This window comes from Salibaculum griseiflavum, assembly GCF_003129565.1.
In the GTDB taxonomy this organism is placed as follows: Bacteria; Pseudomonadota; Alphaproteobacteria; order Rhodobacterales; family Rhodobacteraceae; genus Salibaculum; species Salibaculum griseiflavum.
Window position 1 is genome coordinate 54931 of sequence record NZ_QETF01000003.1, and the last position, 14530, is coordinate 69460.

The 14530-nt window shown below is 63.9% G+C and carries 14 protein-coding genes; 1 reads left to right on the top strand and 13 read right to left on the bottom strand.

Translation table 11 applies throughout. The annotated features are described in order from the left end of the window. The first annotated feature begins 18 nt into the window (after positions 1-18). On the top strand, positions 19-831 hold the full coding sequence (locus tag DFK10_RS03770; RefSeq protein ID WP_235866758.1) for an EcsC family protein: 813 nt from the start codon (positions 19-21) through the stop codon (positions 829-831). Here DFK10_RS03770 and ptsP read toward each other — a convergent pair. The 13 genes from ptsP to coxB form a co-directional block, all read right to left on the bottom strand. Further along, complete coding sequence (ptsP, locus tag DFK10_RS03775) at positions 828-3065, bottom strand: phosphoenolpyruvate--protein phosphotransferase (protein WP_109386761.1); 2238 nt, start codon at positions 3063-3065, stop codon at positions 828-830. The genes DFK10_RS03770 and ptsP overlap by 4 nt on opposite strands. Positions 3066-3241: 176 nt before the next feature. Then, entirely contained in the window at positions 3242-4480 is a 1239-nt protein-coding gene (locus DFK10_RS03780) for an aspartate kinase (RefSeq protein WP_109386763.1), read from the bottom strand. A 59-nt stretch (positions 4481-4539) separates the two neighbouring features. Further along, positions 4540-5952: an FAD-binding oxidoreductase gene (locus DFK10_RS03785; RefSeq protein WP_109386765.1), complete on the bottom strand. Its 1413-nt coding sequence runs from the start codon at positions 5950-5952 to the stop codon at positions 4540-4542. A 36-nt stretch (positions 5953-5988) separates the two neighbouring features. Then, positions 5989-6807, bottom strand: coding sequence for an MBL fold metallo-hydrolase (locus tag DFK10_RS03790; RefSeq protein WP_109386767.1), 819 nt, complete (start codon positions 6805-6807; stop codon positions 5989-5991). Positions 6808-6910: 103 nt separating this feature from the next. Next, entirely contained in the window at positions 6911-7495 is a 585-nt protein-coding gene (locus DFK10_RS03795; RefSeq protein ID WP_109386769.1) for a GNAT family N-acetyltransferase, read from the bottom strand. Further along, a complete protein-coding gene (locus DFK10_RS03800; protein ID WP_109386771.1) occupies positions 7495-8760 on the bottom strand; it encodes a M16 family metallopeptidase in 1266 nt (421 codons plus the stop codon). Before DFK10_RS03800 ends, DFK10_RS03795 begins: the two co-directional genes overlap by 1 nt. Further along, positions 8757-10145, bottom strand: a complete 1389-nt coding sequence (gene thrC, locus DFK10_RS03805; RefSeq protein ID WP_109386773.1) for a threonine synthase — start codon at positions 10143-10145, stop codon at positions 8757-8759. Before thrC ends, DFK10_RS03800 begins: the two co-directional genes overlap by 4 nt. Beyond that, positions 10142-10858: an SURF1 family protein gene (locus DFK10_RS03810; RefSeq protein WP_235866759.1), complete on the bottom strand. Its 717-nt coding sequence runs from the start codon at positions 10856-10858 to the stop codon at positions 10142-10144. The genes thrC and DFK10_RS03810 overlap by 4 nt, the downstream gene beginning before the upstream one ends. Positions 10859-10938: 80 nt before the next feature. Next, positions 10939-11739 carry a cytochrome c oxidase subunit 3 gene (locus DFK10_RS03815; RefSeq protein WP_109386775.1) on the bottom strand — a complete coding sequence of 267 codons (801 nt, stop codon included), beginning with the start codon at positions 11737-11739 and terminating at the stop codon, positions 10939-10941. A gap of 23 nt (positions 11740-11762) precedes the next feature. Beyond that, complete coding sequence (locus tag DFK10_RS03820; RefSeq protein WP_109386777.1) at positions 11763-12383, bottom strand: cytochrome c oxidase assembly protein; 621 nt, start codon at positions 12381-12383, stop codon at positions 11763-11765. After that, a complete protein-coding gene (locus tag DFK10_RS03825) occupies positions 12380-12598 on the bottom strand; it encodes a hypothetical protein (protein ID WP_109386779.1) in 219 nt (72 codons plus the stop codon). The genes DFK10_RS03820 and DFK10_RS03825 overlap by 4 nt, the downstream gene beginning before the upstream one ends. Before the next feature lie 3 nt (positions 12599-12601). After that, positions 12602-13534 carry a heme o synthase gene (cyoE, locus tag DFK10_RS03830; RefSeq protein WP_109386781.1) on the bottom strand — a complete coding sequence of 311 codons (933 nt, stop codon included), beginning with the start codon at positions 13532-13534 and terminating at the stop codon, positions 12602-12604. Positions 13535-13599: 65 nt separating this feature from the next. Continuing rightward, on the bottom strand, positions 13600-14463 hold the full coding sequence (coxB, locus tag DFK10_RS03835; protein WP_109386783.1) for a cytochrome c oxidase subunit II: 864 nt from the start codon (positions 14461-14463) through the stop codon (positions 13600-13602). Positions 14464-14530: the final 67 nt, after the last annotated feature.

Sequence of the window (14530 nt, forward strand, 5' to 3'; positions counted from 1 at the left end):
CCTTCCCATCTTCTATCCATGACGACCGAACCGGAAAGCATGCGCCTGGTCAATCCCGACCCGGCCCCCGTCCCGCTCGATGACGGCGCCCGCGCGGCCATAGCTGCGCTTGCCGCGCGCCAGCATGGGGCCAATACACTGTTGATGCAGGCCATCACCTTCGTGGGCGGGCAGGTCGAAGACGGGCTGAAACTCTTGCCCAAGGGATCGCGCACCCAGATCGAAAACGCCGCGAGGTCGGCGCTGCGCCACTCCTATGACCTGGCGGGGCGCAGTCGTCAGGGGTCCATGGCGCGGATTGCCAACTCGGAACGCGGGCACAAGGCGCTGGCCACGCTGTCGGGTGCCCTCGGCGGCATCGGCGGGCTGCCAACGGCGCTGGCGGAACTTCCCATCGCGACGACCGTGATCTTCCGCGCGGTTCAATCCGTGGCTGAAATCCATGGCGAGGACGCTCGATCCGAGGAAACCCGCCTGCAATGCCTGCAGGTCTTCGGTGCGGGCGGCCCCGGCACCGGTGATGACGGTATCGACACGTCCTTCATCGGGGCACGGCTCAGCCTCACAGGCGCGGCGCTCAACAAGTTGCTGGCGCGGATCGCGCCGCGCTTCGCCACGGTGATCGGGCAGAAACTGGCCGGTCAGGCGGTGCCCGTGCTGGGCGCGGCCGCCGGGGCCGGAACCAACTATGCCTTCATGGATTACTATACCCAGATCGCCCAGGTGCATTTCGGTCTGCGCGCCCTCGCCCGAACCCATGGGGAAGAGGTTGTTCTGTCAGCATTCCACGAGGAACTGGCACGACTGCGCCGCCCGGCCCTGCGCGTTTAGCCCCGCAGCGCCTCGATCACGGCGTGGCGCACGCTCTGCTCGCCGCGGTCGCGCGCCGCGTCCATGGCCGCCTTGACCTGCCCCAGGTCCACCTGACGCAGCAGATGCTTGACCGGCCCGATCGAGGCTGGCCGCATGGACAGCGACCGCAGGCCCAGGGCCGCGAAACAGACCGCCTCGATGGGCCGTCCGGCATCCTCGCCGCAAAAGCTCACAGGCGTATCCAGCGCCTCGCAGCGTGCGATCAACTGTTCGAGGAAAGCCAGGAAACTGACATTCAGCGTATCGTAGCGCCGCCGCACCCGTTCGTTTTCACGGTCGGCCGCGAAGAAGAACTGCTTGAGGTCGTTGCCGCCGATGGACAGGAAATCCACATCCTCGAAGAACTTGTCCGGTGCGAAGGCCAGGCTGGGCGTTTCCAGCATCGCCCCGACCTCGACCTTTTCCGGCAAGGGGTGGCCCAAGCGGCGCTCACGCTCCATGGCCTTGTCGAATTCGGCCCGCGCATCGCGATATTCCTGCAATTGCGCCACGAAGGGGAACATGACGGCAAGGGGGCGCCCCGCCGCAGCGCGGATCAGCGCCTGCAACTGCATGCGCAGCACCCCGGGCTTGTCCAGACCCACGCGGATCGCCCGCCAGCCCATGGCCGGGTTGGGCTCGTCGTTGGGCTTCATGTAGGTCAGCACCTTGTCCGACCCGATATCGAGCGTGCGGAAGGCCACCCGCTTTCCATCTGCCGCATCCATGACCCTCGCATAAAGCGCCGACAACTCCGCCCGCTTGGGCATCTGGTTGCGGATCAGGAATTGCAGCTCGGTGCGGAACAGGCCCACCCCCTCGGCCCCCGAGCTGGGCAGCGAGGGCAGATCCGCCATGAGGCCGGCATTCATGTTCAGGGCGATGGTCTGGCCGCAGCGCGTCGTGGCCGGCTTGTCCACCAGCGAGGCATACCGTTCCTGTGCCGCAGCCTGCATGGCTATCTTGTCGCGAAAGGCCGAGCGCACGGTATCATCGGGGCGCAGATGCACGACCCCCTGTTCGCCATCGACCAGGATCGGGTCGCCATTCAGCGCCTCGGTGGTGATATTCTTGGCATGGATCACCAGCGGAATAGCCCAGGCCCGCGCCACCACGGCCGCATGGCTGCCCACGGCGCCTTCTTCCAGAACGATCGCCTTGAGCACCTTGCCATAGTCCAGCAACTCGCCCGGTCCGATATTGCGCGCGACGAGCACCGGGTTCTCGGGCAGCTCGGCGCCCGTATCCTTGCCCTGCCCGGTCAGGATGCGCAGCAGGCGGTTCGACAGGTCATCGAGATCGTGCAACCGGTCGCGCAAATAGGCGTCTTTGGCCTGCGACATGCGGGTGCGGGCCAGGGATTGTTCCTTTTCCACTGCCGCCTCGGCCGACAGGCCATTGTCGATGTCATCGAGCATCCGCTTTTGCCAGCTTCGCGAGTTGGCGAACATCCGGTAGGCTTCGAAAACGTCCTTCTGATCGGCACTGGCACCGGAATTCCGGGCCAGCATCTTGTCCACCGAGACCCGTAGCCTGTCGATCGCTTCGGTCAGGCGGGTCTTCTCGATCTCGGGATCATCGGCGATCGGATTGGTGACGACGACGCGCGGCTCGTGCAGGAACACGTTGCCACCGGCCGCACCTTCCTGGCCGACCGTGCCGCGGAACAGGACCGGCTGCTGATGGCGGGCGGACAGGGCAGCCCCTTCGCCGACGAAGGCGCCCAGTTCTGTCATCTCGGCCAGGACCATGGCGACGACTTCCAGCGCATAGACCTCGTCAGCCGTGAATTCCCGCGCCTCTCTGGATTGCACCACGAGCACGCCCATCGTGTCGCCCAGTCGTTGGATGGGCACGCCGCAGAAGCTGGAAAAGCGTTCCTCGCCGGTTTCCGGCATATAGCGGAACCCTTTGGCCGCGGGCGCATCGGCGGTATTGACCACGTCGCGGGCCTTGGCGACACGCCCGACCAGGCCCTCGCCCAGCCGCATGCGGGTCTGGTGCACCGCCTCGGCGGCAAGGCCTTCGGTCGCGCAAAGTTCCAGCGTGTCGGCATCCCGGAAGAGGTAGATCGAGCATACCTCGGTCCGCATGGACGACGCGATCAGCCCGACGATCCGATCGAGCCGCTCCTGGCCGGCATTGTCCTCGGCCATGGCATCGCGCAACCGACCAAGCAGCTTGCGGCTTTCGGTTTCAAAGGTCTCGGGCATGTCCCTCTTCCCTGCCGGACGTCCGCCGGGCGTTCGGCCCCGTATAGCAGACCTGCCACCGGAAAGAGAACCGCGTTGTCGACGGCTTGACCAAGGATTGCAGTCTTTGCACGCAATGAGCGCAAAAAATCACCGACTTGCGCGACCGACTTGCCTTTATCCGACCGGCCTGCCCGTCAGGTCGCCTTCTCCAGCTCGAATGCGTCATGCAGGGCCTGCACCGCCAGTTCCATGTACTTGCGATCAACGAGCACGCTGATCTTGATCTCGGAGGTGGCGATGACCTTGATGTTGATGCCTTCGTCGGAAAGGGTCTTGAACATGGTCGCGGCTACGCCCGACTGGCTGCGCATGCCGATGCCCACGGCGCTGATCTTGGCCACATCCGTATCCGCGACAAGGTCATGATAATTGATATCGCCGGCGGCCTTGGCCTCGTTCAGGGCCTTCTCGGCCCGCGCGACCTGATCGACGGGGCAGGAGAAGGTCATGTCGGTGCGGCCTTCCTCGGCGATGTTCTGAATGATCATGTCCACATTCACCCCGGCCTCGGACAACGGCCCGAAGATGGCGGCGGCGATGCCGGGGCGGTCGGCCACGGAAATCAGGGTCATCTTGGCCTCGTCGCGGCTATAGGCGATGCCGGATACGGGTCGGTTTTCCATCACGTCCTCCTCGTCGCAGACCAGCGTGCCGGCCTCGTCGGATTGTTCCTCGAAACTGCTGAGCACCCGCAGTTTCACGTTGTAGCGCATGGCCAGCTCGACCGAGCGGGTCTGCAGCACCTTGGCGCCCAGGCTGGCCAGTTCCAGCATTTCCTCGAAGGCGATGCGGTCCAGCTTGCGGGCCTTCGATGCGATGCGCGGGTCCGTGGTATAGACGCCGTCCACGTCGGTGTAGATATCGCAGCGTTCCGCGCCGAAGGCCGCGGCGAAGGCAACGGCCGTCGTGTCGGACCCGCCACGACCCAGCGTGGTGATCCGGCCCTCGGGGCTGACCCCCTGAAATCCGGCCACAACCGCGACGCGCATGCCCTCGCCGAACTTGGCGTTGATGTTGTCAGTCGGGATTTCCTCGATCCGGGCGGCGGAATGTGCGGCGGTGGTTTTCACCGGCACCTGCCAGCCCTGCCAGCTGCGCGCCGGCACATCCATTTCCTGCAAGGTCAGCGCCATAAGACCAGCGGTGACATTCTCTCCGGAGCTGACGATGGCGTCATATTCACGGGCATCATAGAGTGGGCTGGTATCGCCGACATACCCCACCAGCTTGTTGGTTTCCCCGGCCATGGCAGACACGATGACGATCACGTCATAGCCCTTGGACACCTCGACCCCGACCCGTTTGGCGGCGCGGCGGATGCGATCCAGCGTGGCGACGCTCGTGCCGCCGAATTTCATCACGAGAACTGGCATATCTGCCCCTTGGTTCCTGTTCGCGCCCTCTTATGCGCAAGGGGCCACAAGGGCAAGCGTCACTGCTGCCGCAGAACCGCCCCCGGGTTCAGTATGCCCAGCGGGTCCAGCGCGTCCTTGAGCGCACGCATGGTGGCCAGTTTGACAGGATCGGCATAGCGTTCCAGATCCTCGACCTTCAGCCGCCCCACCCCGTGTTCCGCGCTGACCGATCCGCCCATCTCGTGGGTCAGATCATGCACCGCCCGTTTCACCGCAGCGCGCTGGTGGTCATGATCGGCGCGGCTTCTTCCCGGTCGCGGAAAGACATTGTAGTGCAGGTTGCCGTCGCCCAGATGCCCGAAGCAGTTGATGCGAAAATCTCCGATACCGGCCAACCTGCCGGGGGCCCGCGCTATGAAATCCGGGATCGCGCTCAACGGAAGCGAAATATCGTGGGACGAGACCGCTCCGATCGCGCGGTTGGCGGCCGGGATATTCTCGCGAACCGCCCACAGTGCCTGCGTTTGGGCAACGGATTGTGCAATTGTGCCGTCCTTCGAAAGCCCTGCCTCCTGTGCGGCCAGGAACAGCGCCTCGAGGGCGCCCCCGGCATCCTGACCCTGCCCTAGCCCGATTTCGACCAGAACGCACCATTCGGGCAGCGGGTCCAGTGGCCGGACATGCGCGATCTCAGCCTCGGCCAGGAAATCGAAACCCTGGCGGTGGATCAATTCGAAGGCCGTGATCGTCTCACCAAGCTGAGCCCCCGCCAGCGCCAACAGGTCCAGGGCCGCCGACGGATCCTGCACCGACAGCAGCGCCGTGGTCACCTCGGCCGGGCGTGGCATCAGCTTCAGCGTCGCGGCGGTGATGATACCCAACGTGCCCTCGGCTCCTATCATCAGGTCACGCAGATCATAGCCGGTATTGTCCTTGCGCAGCCGGGACAGCCCGTTCCAGACCGTCCCATCGGCCATGACCACCTCCAGCCCCAGGCACTGCGCCCGCGCGGTGCCATATCGGATCACGTTCAGCCCGCCCGCATTCGTGGCCAGCAATCCTCCGATCCGCGCCGAGCCTTCAGAGGCCAGCGACAGCGGAAACAGCCGCTCGACCCGCCCTGCTGCCTGCTGGATGTCAGCCAGAACCGCTCCTGCCTCGACCACCATTGCGTTTTCGCGCGGGTAGGTCGCCCGGATCGCGGACATGCGGTGCAAGGACAGGATCACCGGGGCGGGGCCTGTTTCGGTGATCTGGCCGCCGACCAGCCCGGTGCCACCGCCATAGGGAATGATGCCCACGCGGAAATCGGCGCACAGCCGCACCACCTCTGCGACCTCCTCGGTCGTCGAGGGCGCGACGACAAGCCCCCGGCCCTGCCAGCGCCCGCGCGGTTCCTGAAGGAAATTCGCCGCATCCGCTGGCAAGCCCTCTGGCCCCAGCATGGCACGCAACCGGTCTTCTAACTCTGGGCTAACGGCATTCAGCATGGCCGGGTCAAAGCATGGTGGCCGGGGCGGGGCAAGTCACTCGGCCAGGAATTCCGGCTCTAGCACCATGACCGTGCGCCGCGACGGCAGACTGTTCAGCGACAGCGTGATCTGGGGGCTGCCTGCGCGCACCACGTCGTAACCGCTGGTTTCCATATCATCGAGGAACGCATCCAGCGTGCTGCGCCCGAACCAGTGCATCGGGATCACGACCGAAGACCGCAACCGATCCATCACGCGCAGCAGCGTTTCATGGCGCAGGGTCAAACCGCCATCCACAGCGGCCATGACGACGTCAAGCCGTCCGAGCATGGCGTAATGGGTCTCGTCGAGTTCATGGTGCAGGTGGCCCAGATGGCCGATACACAGCCCGGCCACTTCGAAAACGAAAATCGAATTGCCGTTCTCTTGCACCCGGTCGCCGCCCCTGGCGCGGATGTCGGTATGCACGTTGCGGATCAGCATCTCGCCCAGATCAAGTTCGTGATTGCGGGGCTGGCCATTCAGGGTCCAGCCTTCGAGGACATGGGCAATCGCCGGGTCGGGATTGCTGGTGAAATGGGTGGAATGGGCGTTGTTCATCGTCACGACATCGGGGATGAACTCCACGTTGCCATACCAGCCGGTGAAATCGGTCATGGCCGAAACCGTTTCGGACTGGATCAGGAACATGGCATGATCCACGTAACTGATACGAACGGTGTCATTTGCGACGGGCTCGCGAAAACTTGCGAGTTGCAGGTATTCCATACCCGGCGCTTGCGCGAAGGCGCGGCAATGGGACGGGATACGGTCCTGCGCCATGGCGGCGCTACCAACGATAATACAGATAAGCAGCAAGACGTGACGGATCATGACAAGGCCCTCCTGGAGGAAAGGATAGCGCAACGACGGCGAAAGTCAGTATCGACCAATATGGCCGGCCTAAACCCACGCGCCTCAACTGCTGGACTTGTGCCTATCCCACCTCGGTCTTGCCGCGCCGGTCGTGGCGCAGATTGGCGTAAAGCACGTGGTTGCGCCAGCGTCCGTTGATCTGAAGATAGGACTGCGCCACGCCCTCGTATTTGTAACCACAGCATTCCAGCAAGCGGCGCGAGGCGGTGTTTTCGGGCAGGCATCCGGCCTCGATCCGGCTCAGGTCCAGCGTGGTAAAGGCGTAATGCACCAGCGCTTCGATCGCCTCGCGCATATAGCCCTGACGGGCATGCGACTCGCCGATCCAGTAGCCCGTGGTCCCCGCCTGGGCCGGGCCGCGGCGTATATGGTCCAGCGTGATCGCCCCCAAAAGCACCTGATCCTCGCGCCGGATCAGGAACAGGGGCACGGCGGTGCCATTGGAAATGGAGCGCTGCGCCCAGTAGACCCGGTTGGTGAAACTCTTGCGGGTCAGGTGATCGGGCGCCCAGCTGGGCTCCCACGGAGTCAGAAACTCGCGGCTGGCCTTGCGCAACGCCACCCAATCGCGGAAATCCGTGTGCTGGGGCGGGCGCAGGGTCATGCGCTCGGTCTCCAGCCGGACCTTCCGCTTTTGCCGCAGCATCAGGCCGCGAGCCTTTCGCGCAGGGCCTCCAGCGTCGGGGCCTGTTCCACGGGGCCATAGAGCGCCATCGCGTTGCCCGCCCGGGTCAGCATGTCCGCCCCGAAATCGCGCACATCGCCCGTGGTGACCGCGTCGATGCGCCGGGTGGTTTCGTCGATACTGGGCACCTTGCCCCAGATCGAGAGCATCCTTGCCAGCCGTTCCGCGCGGTTCGACGGGCTTTCCAGCCCCATCAGCAAACCGGCCTTCATCTGGGCGCGGGCGCGGGCCACCTCTTCGGCACTCATGTCCTCGGCCGCCTTCTTCATCTGGTCGATGGTCAGGTTGGCAAGGTCGCCCAGCTGGGCGGCCGACGTTCCGGCATAAACCGTCATCATGCCAGTATCCGAATAGGCCCCGGTCTGGGCAAAGATCGTGTAGCACAGGCCCCGGTTCTCACGCAGTTCCTGGAACAGGCGCGAGGACATGCCGCCCCCCATGGCGATGGCGTAGATCTGCGCGGCATAGATCCGATCGGCACAATAGTCCGGCCCTTCAAAGGCCAGGGTGAAATGGGCCTGCTCCAGCGCCTTGTCATGGCGCGCCTCGCCGCCTCCGAACCGGGCCGGCGCGGCGGTGTTGGCCGGGGCGCGCGGGGCAAGATGGCCGAACTGGGCCTCGGCCAGTTTCAGCAACTCTTCCGGATCGACCGCACCGGCTGCGGCAAGGATCATCTGTTCCGGGCCATATTGGTCCTGCACGAACCCCGCCAGATCATCGCGGGTAAAGGCATTCACCCGTTCGACCGGGCCAAGAATGGTGCGGCCGATGGGCTGATCGGGGTAGGCCTGTTCCTGCAGCCAGTCGAAGATGATGTCGTCGGGCGTGTCCAGCGCCTGCCCGATCTCTTGCAGGATCACCCCGCGCTCGACCTCGATCTCGCGTTCATCAAAGACCGGGTTCAGCAGGATGTCGGCGATCACGTCCACCGCCAGCGGCACATCCTGTTCCAGCACACGGGCGTAATAGGCCGTCATCTCGCGGCTGGTATAGGCGTTGATATAGCCGCCCACATCCTCGATGGCTTCCGCGATCTGCAGCGCGCTGCGCCGCTCGGTGCCCTTGAAAGCCATGTGTTCGAGGAAATGCGCGATGCCGTTCTGTTCGGCGCGTTCATGGCGTCCGCCCGCATTGACCCAAACCCCGACCGAGGCGGATTTCAGGCCCGGCATCACCTCGCAGACGACGCGCAAGCCGTTCGACAACGTATGAATCTCGACAGTCACTTGGCGCGGCGCTCCCGGATCAAGGTTTCAAGGGCGTCCAGATCGTTCGCGACGCGGGTCACCCGCTCGGGGCGGTCGAAGAGGTCTGCCATGCGATCCGGCAGCGCCGGGCGGATGCCGCTGGCCTGCTCCACCGCATCGGGGAACTTTGCCGGATGCGCGGTGGCAAGCGTGATCATGGGGGTCGCGCCCTGATGCTCGTCGGCCACCTTGACGCCAACCGCGCTGTGCGGGCATAGCAATTCGCCCGACCGGCTGATCTCGGCCTTGATCTGGGCAAGGGTTTCGTCCTCGGAGGCGCGACCGCTATCGAATTGGTCGCGCAGGAAGTCGATGGCCCCCTGGCTGATGGTGAAGGCACCCTTGTCTTTCAATTCATCCATCTGGGCGGCCACGACCGCACCGTCGCGACCGTAGGCCTCGAACAGGGCGCGCTCGAAGTTCGAGCTGACCTGGATATCCATGGACGGGCTGATCGACGGGGTGACCCCTTCCTTGATCTGCGCGCCGGTTTCCATGGTGCGGTGCAGGATATCGTTCTGGTTCGTGGCGATCACCAGACGGTCGATGGGCAGGCCCATGCGCTTGGCGATATAGCCCGCGAAGATATCCCCGAAATTGCCCGTGGGCACGGTGAAACTGACCTTGCGGTGCGGCGCGCCGAGGCTGACGGCGGAGGTGAAATAGTAGACGACCTGCGCCAGCACCCGGCCCCAGTTGATGCTGTTCACACCGGCAAGGCCCACCTCGTCGCGGAAGTCGAAATCGTTGAACATGTCCTTCAGCGCGGCCTGACAATCGTCGAAATCGCCATCGACGGCCAGCGCATGGACATTGGCCTCGGCCGGGGTCGTCATCTGGCGGCGCTGCACCTCGGACACGCGGCCATGCGGGAAGAGGATGAAGACATCCACGTTGTCCAGCCCCTTGAAGGCCTCGATCGCGGCCGAGCCGGTATCGCCAGAAGTGGCCCCGACGATGGTGATCCGTTTGCCCGAACGGGTCAGCGCAGCCTGGAACATCTGTCCGATCAGCTGCATCGCGAAGTCCTTGAAGGCCAGCGTGGGGCCGTGGAACAGTTCCAGCAGGAAATGGTTCGGTGCAAGCTGCTTGAGCGGCGCACGCGCCGCGTGGCCGAAGCCCGCATAGGCGGCGTCGATCAGGCGCCGGAATTCCTCGTCCGAAAAGGTGTCGCCGACGAAGGGCCGCATCACGTCGAAAGCGGCCTCTTCATAGGTTTTGCCTGCGAGTGCGGCGATCTGATCGGCGGTCATTTGCGGGATGACCTCCGGCACGTAAAGCCCGCCATCACGGGCCAGGCCGGTCATCATCGCCTCTTCGAAGGTCAGCACCGGGGCGGCCCCGCGCGTCGATACGTATTTCATGCGCCAGTTTCCTTGCGGCGAAGGGTTCGGATCACCCAATAGAGGCTCATGCTCAGCCAGACGACGGCCAGCAGGAACCAGGTGATCGCATATTCCAGATGGTCGTTGGGAATGCCGATCGTGTCGACGGGCAAGGGCGTCAAACGAGGGTCGTAATCCGACGCCTGGGCCAGCACGACAAGCAACGGCTCGGTGTCCAGCGCCTCGGACATGCGCGCCACGTCACGGCCGAACCAGGTGTTTTCGGCCAGGTCCGGCTCTGGGGTCGAGCTGTTCACGTCATCGGGCCAGAGAAGCGTGCCGCGAAGGTCCATTCGCGGACGGGTCGGCTCCGCGTCTTTCTCGTCGAGGTCCAGCAAACCCTGGTCCAGCAAGATGCGGCGTCCGGTGTCGGTTTCAAAGGCCGAGATCACGCGATACCCCGTTCCGGCCTGGGTGCCGGACACCAGAACATGCAACTCTTCGCCCGAGGGTCGCCCGGATAGCAGAACCGTCCGGTATTCATCCTCGGCTTCCGTCGGCGCGTCTGGAAGCGGCACAGGCTCGGCCATCATGCGGGAATCGATCCCCGCAAGGATCTCCTGTTTCCATTGCAGCCGGTCGAGTTGCCACATGCCCAGCCACAAGAGGATGGCGAGTCCGCCGAGTCCGACCAGGATTGGAAACAGAAGCTGTCGCATCAGGCGATCCGTGACTCCGGCATTGGTGAACATGAAGACGCGCGGGGCGTTTCAACCCCGCGCGTCTTGTCCTGTCGTCAGGCGGGGGTCAAGACCCGGCGCCGGAAAAGGTTCTAGCCGCCCCAGACGTAAACCGCGGCGAAGAGGAACAGCCACACAACGTCGACGAAGTGCCAGTACCAGGCCGCGGCCTCGAACCCGACATGTTTCTCAGGCGTGAAGTGCCCCTTGTAGACCCGGATCAGGCAGACCAGCAGGAAGATGGTGCCGATGATCACGTGGAAGCCGTGGAAGCCGGTCGCCATGAAGAAGTTGGCGCCGTAGATGTTCCCGGCCAGGCCAAAGGCCGCGTGGCTGTATTCATAGGCCTGGAAGCCGGTGAAGATGACACCAAGCAGTACGGCCAGGATCAGCCCGTGCTTCATGTCTTCGCGGTTGTTCTCATGCACAAGCGCATGGTGCGCCCAGGTGGCTGCCGCGCCCGAACACAGCAGGATCAGCGTGTTGATCAGCGGCAGATGCCAGGGGTCGAAGGTCTCGATCCCGGCCGGGGGCCAGACACCATCGACAGCGGGGCTTTGCGGGCCCATGGGATACATGGCGTGCTTGAAGAAGCTCCAGAACCAGGCCGCGAAGAACATGACTTCGGACATGATGAACATGATGAAGCCATAGCGCAGGCCGATCCGGACAACCGGCGTGTGGTCGCCCTGCTGGCTTTCGGCGACGACCTCGGCCCACCAGCCGAACATGGTGTAAAGAACGGCAACAAGGCCGATCAGGAACATCCAGGGCGCCGAGCCATCCATCCAGAGCACCGCCCCGAACAGCATCACGAAGGCCCCGATCGCGCCCAGGAGGGGCCAGATAGAGGGGTTGAGAATGTGGTAGTCGTGGTTCTTTTCGTGCGCCATTTTATGCGTTCCCTCGCGCGATTTTATTGGTCTTTGTTCAAGCCGGCCGGAAAGGCTGGCGTTGTTAGCTCGGCATCCAGCGATGCCTGTTGTTCTTCCTCGGGCAGGTCCGCCTTGTGGAATGTATACCCCAATGTGATCGTGTGCACATACTGGCCTTCGCGGTCATCCACGATATCGGGGTCCACGAAAAAGCTGACCGGCATCTGAACGGTCTGCCCCGGCTGCAGCACTTGCATCTCGAAGCAGAAACAGTCGATCTTCTCGAAGAAGCCGCCCGCATCGTAAGGGGCGACATTGTAGCTGGCGGTCCCGGCGACGGGCACGTCGCTGGTGTTGGTGGCCTCGTAGAAGGCCAGCGCGGTTTCCCCGATGCGCACTTCCATTTCGCGCTGCGCAGGCTTGAACTGCCAGGGCATATCCCGTTCGACCGACGCCTCGAACCGGACCAGAATGGTCTGATCGAGAATTTCATCGCTTTCGACTTCGGCCACGCCGGTCGCCCCGCCAAAACCGGTAACGCGACAGAACCAGTCGTAGAACGGAACCGAGGCCCAGGCCAGGCCACCCATGAGCAGCACAACGGTCACCGCCTGCGCGGCGGTGCGCTTGGGGCCGTCCTGGATACGGGAAAACAGCTTCATTGGGTGCCCTCCTCTTCCGATGCGCCTGCCGCCTGCTCAAGAGCGGGACGTGCGACGTGATCGAAGCGCTCCATCTCGCGGATGTCACCGAGGCCCTGCACCTTCACCACGGTGAGAACCAACACAATCACGACGAAGCCGATCAACAGCAGTCCGACCCCGACATTGCGGTCCAGGCGGCGCTTGTGAAGTTCATGTTCGACCTTGATCACCATGCCTTACCAGCCCCCCAGCCCATTGGTCCGAAGGACGGCCTCGACAAGCAGAGCGCCGAAATGGCCGAACAGGTAGTAAAGGGAAATCTTGAACACCCGTTTCTCGACGGCGTGCTGGTCGGCCTCGCTGTCGGCATCGTCGCGACGCCAGATGTCCACGGCCCCTTTCAGGAACCATCCATTGAGCAGCAGTGCCACGGCCAGGTAGACCGGACCGCCGATCGAGGTAAAGGCGATCCCCAGCGCCACCGGCACAAGTGCGATCGTGTAGCCGAGAATATGGTTACGGGTGACACGGCGGCCGTGGGTCTCGGTCAGCATCGGCACGTCGGCATTGCCGTAATCGGATTTCACGAACAGGGCCAAGGCCCAGAAATGTGGCGGTGTCCACATGAAGATCAGCGCAAACATCAATACGCTTTCGGGGGCGATGCCGCCCGTCGCCACGGCCCAGCCCACCATCGGGGGGAAGGCCCCCGCGGCACCACCGATCACGATATTCTGCGGCGTCGAACGCTTCAGCCACATCGAGTAGATGACCGCGTAGAAAAAGATGGTGAAGGCCAGCAGACCGGCGGCCAGCAGATTGGTGGCCAGCGCCAGCAAGATGACCGAGAAGCCCGACAGGGCGAGCCCGATTCCAAGTGCCTCGCCCGGCTGCACCCGGCCCGAGGGGATGGGGCGCGATTGCGTCCGCTTCATCACCGCGTCGATATCGGCGTCCCACCACATGTTCAGCGCCCCCGAGGCGCCAGCGCCCACGGCGATGCACAGAATGCCGACAAACCCGATAAAGGGATGAACGGGCACCGGCGCGACGAGCAGCCCGACCAGAGCCGTGAAGACGACAAGCTGCATCACGCGCGGCTTCATGAGGGCGAAGTAATCCCCCATCCGTGCCTCGTATGTGCCGGTTTGTTGCGTGACGTCTGTCATCTCTTTCCCGTCAGGTTAGGGGCAGCGGCCCGCCCGGGTATGGCCGGAGGGGCCGCCCCGGCCGGTCAGGCCGGGAATTCTTCCTTGGCGGAGGCCAGCCACTCTTCATAGACCTCGGGGCTGACCACCTTGACCGTGATCGGCATGTAGGCGTGGTCCTTGCCGCAAAGCTCCGAACACTGGCCGAAATAGACGCCTTCCTCTTCGGCCTCGAACCACAGCTGGGCGAAACGGCCCGGCACGGCGTCCTGCTTCACACCGAAAGCGGGCACCGTCCAGGAATGGATGACGTCGGCGCCGGTGACGGTCATGACAACGGTCGCCCCCGTCGGCACGACAACGGCGGTATCGGTGGCCAGCAGGAACTCGTCCTCGGAATAGCCGGCTTCGACCAGTTGCTCACGGATGCCGTCGTTCAGGTTCCCCTCGCCGTAACCGATCATGTAGCTTTCGAAGAAGATGTCCTCGTCGGTATATTCGTAGGACCAGAACCACTGGTAACCGGTGACCAGGATATTGATATCGCCCTCGGGGATTTCCTGCTGCTTGAACAGCGTCGGCAGCGAGAACGACCCGATGAAGACGAGGATCACGATCGGGATCACCGTCCAGGCCACTTCGAGCGGCGAGTTGTGCGTGAAGGTCGCGGGTTCCTTGTTGGCGCGCCGGTTGTAGCGCAGGATGACCCAGGCCAGCAGGCCGACGACGAACAGGGTGATCGCTGTGATGATCACCAGGATCATGCCATCCAGCCATTGCAGATCGCGGGCCAGCTCGGTCGCGGCGGGTTGGAACCCCGTGCCGCCCTGAACCGGACGGCCGACGATTTCGAGGTCGTTCAAGGCCTGCTGGGCCGAGGCAGCCCCGGCAAACGCGGTGGCCGAAGTGGCGGCAAGGCCCAGCTTGCTGACAAGATTGTTCAGTCGCATGTCATTCCCTAAAGCAGTTCGGACAATGGGATCACGGAATCCCGTTGTATTCGATTGCGGTCATCCC

What these genes read in the sequence shown, in the direction of transcription:
- DFK10_RS03770 (WP_235866758.1), top strand. Translation starts at nt 19, where the DNA reads ATGACGACCGAACCGGAAAGCATGCGCCTGGTCAATCCCGACCCGGCC.
- ptsP (WP_109386761.1), bottom strand. Translation starts at nt 3,065, where the DNA reads ATGCCCGAGACCTTTGAAACCGAAAGCCGCAAGCTGCTTGGTCGGTTG.
- DFK10_RS03780 (WP_109386763.1), bottom strand. Translation starts at nt 4,480, where the DNA reads ATGCCAGTTCTCGTGATGAAATTCGGCGGCACGAGCGTCGCCACGCTG.
- DFK10_RS03785 (WP_109386765.1), bottom strand. Translation starts at nt 5,952, where the DNA reads ATGCTGAATGCCGTTAGCCCAGAGTTAGAAGACCGGTTGCGTGCCATG.
- DFK10_RS03790 (WP_109386767.1), bottom strand. Translation starts at nt 6,807, where the DNA reads ATGATCCGTCACGTCTTGCTGCTTATCTGTATTATCGTTGGTAGCGCC.
- DFK10_RS03795 (WP_109386769.1), bottom strand. Translation starts at nt 7,495, where the DNA reads ATGCTGCGGCAAAAGCGGAAGGTCCGGCTGGAGACCGAGCGCATGACC.
- thrC (WP_109386773.1), bottom strand. Translation starts at nt 10,145, where the DNA reads ATGAAATACGTATCGACGCGCGGGGCCGCCCCGGTGCTGACCTTCGAA.
- DFK10_RS03810 (WP_235866759.1), bottom strand. Translation starts at nt 10,858, where the DNA reads ATGTTCACCAATGCCGGAGTCACGGATCGCCTGATGCGACAGCTTCTG.
- DFK10_RS03815 (WP_109386775.1), bottom strand. Translation starts at nt 11,739, where the DNA reads ATGGCGCACGAAAAGAACCACGACTACCACATTCTCAACCCCTCTATC.
- DFK10_RS03820 (WP_109386777.1), bottom strand. Translation starts at nt 12,383, where the DNA reads ATGAAGCTGTTTTCCCGTATCCAGGACGGCCCCAAGCGCACCGCCGCG.
- DFK10_RS03825 (WP_109386779.1), bottom strand. Translation starts at nt 12,598, where the DNA reads ATGGTGATCAAGGTCGAACATGAACTTCACAAGCGCCGCCTGGACCGC.
- cyoE (WP_109386781.1), bottom strand. Translation starts at nt 13,534, where the DNA reads ATGACAGACGTCACGCAACAAACCGGCACATACGAGGCACGGATGGGG.
- coxB (WP_109386783.1), bottom strand. Translation starts at nt 14,463, where the DNA reads ATGCGACTGAACAATCTTGTCAGCAAGCTGGGCCTTGCCGCCACTTCG.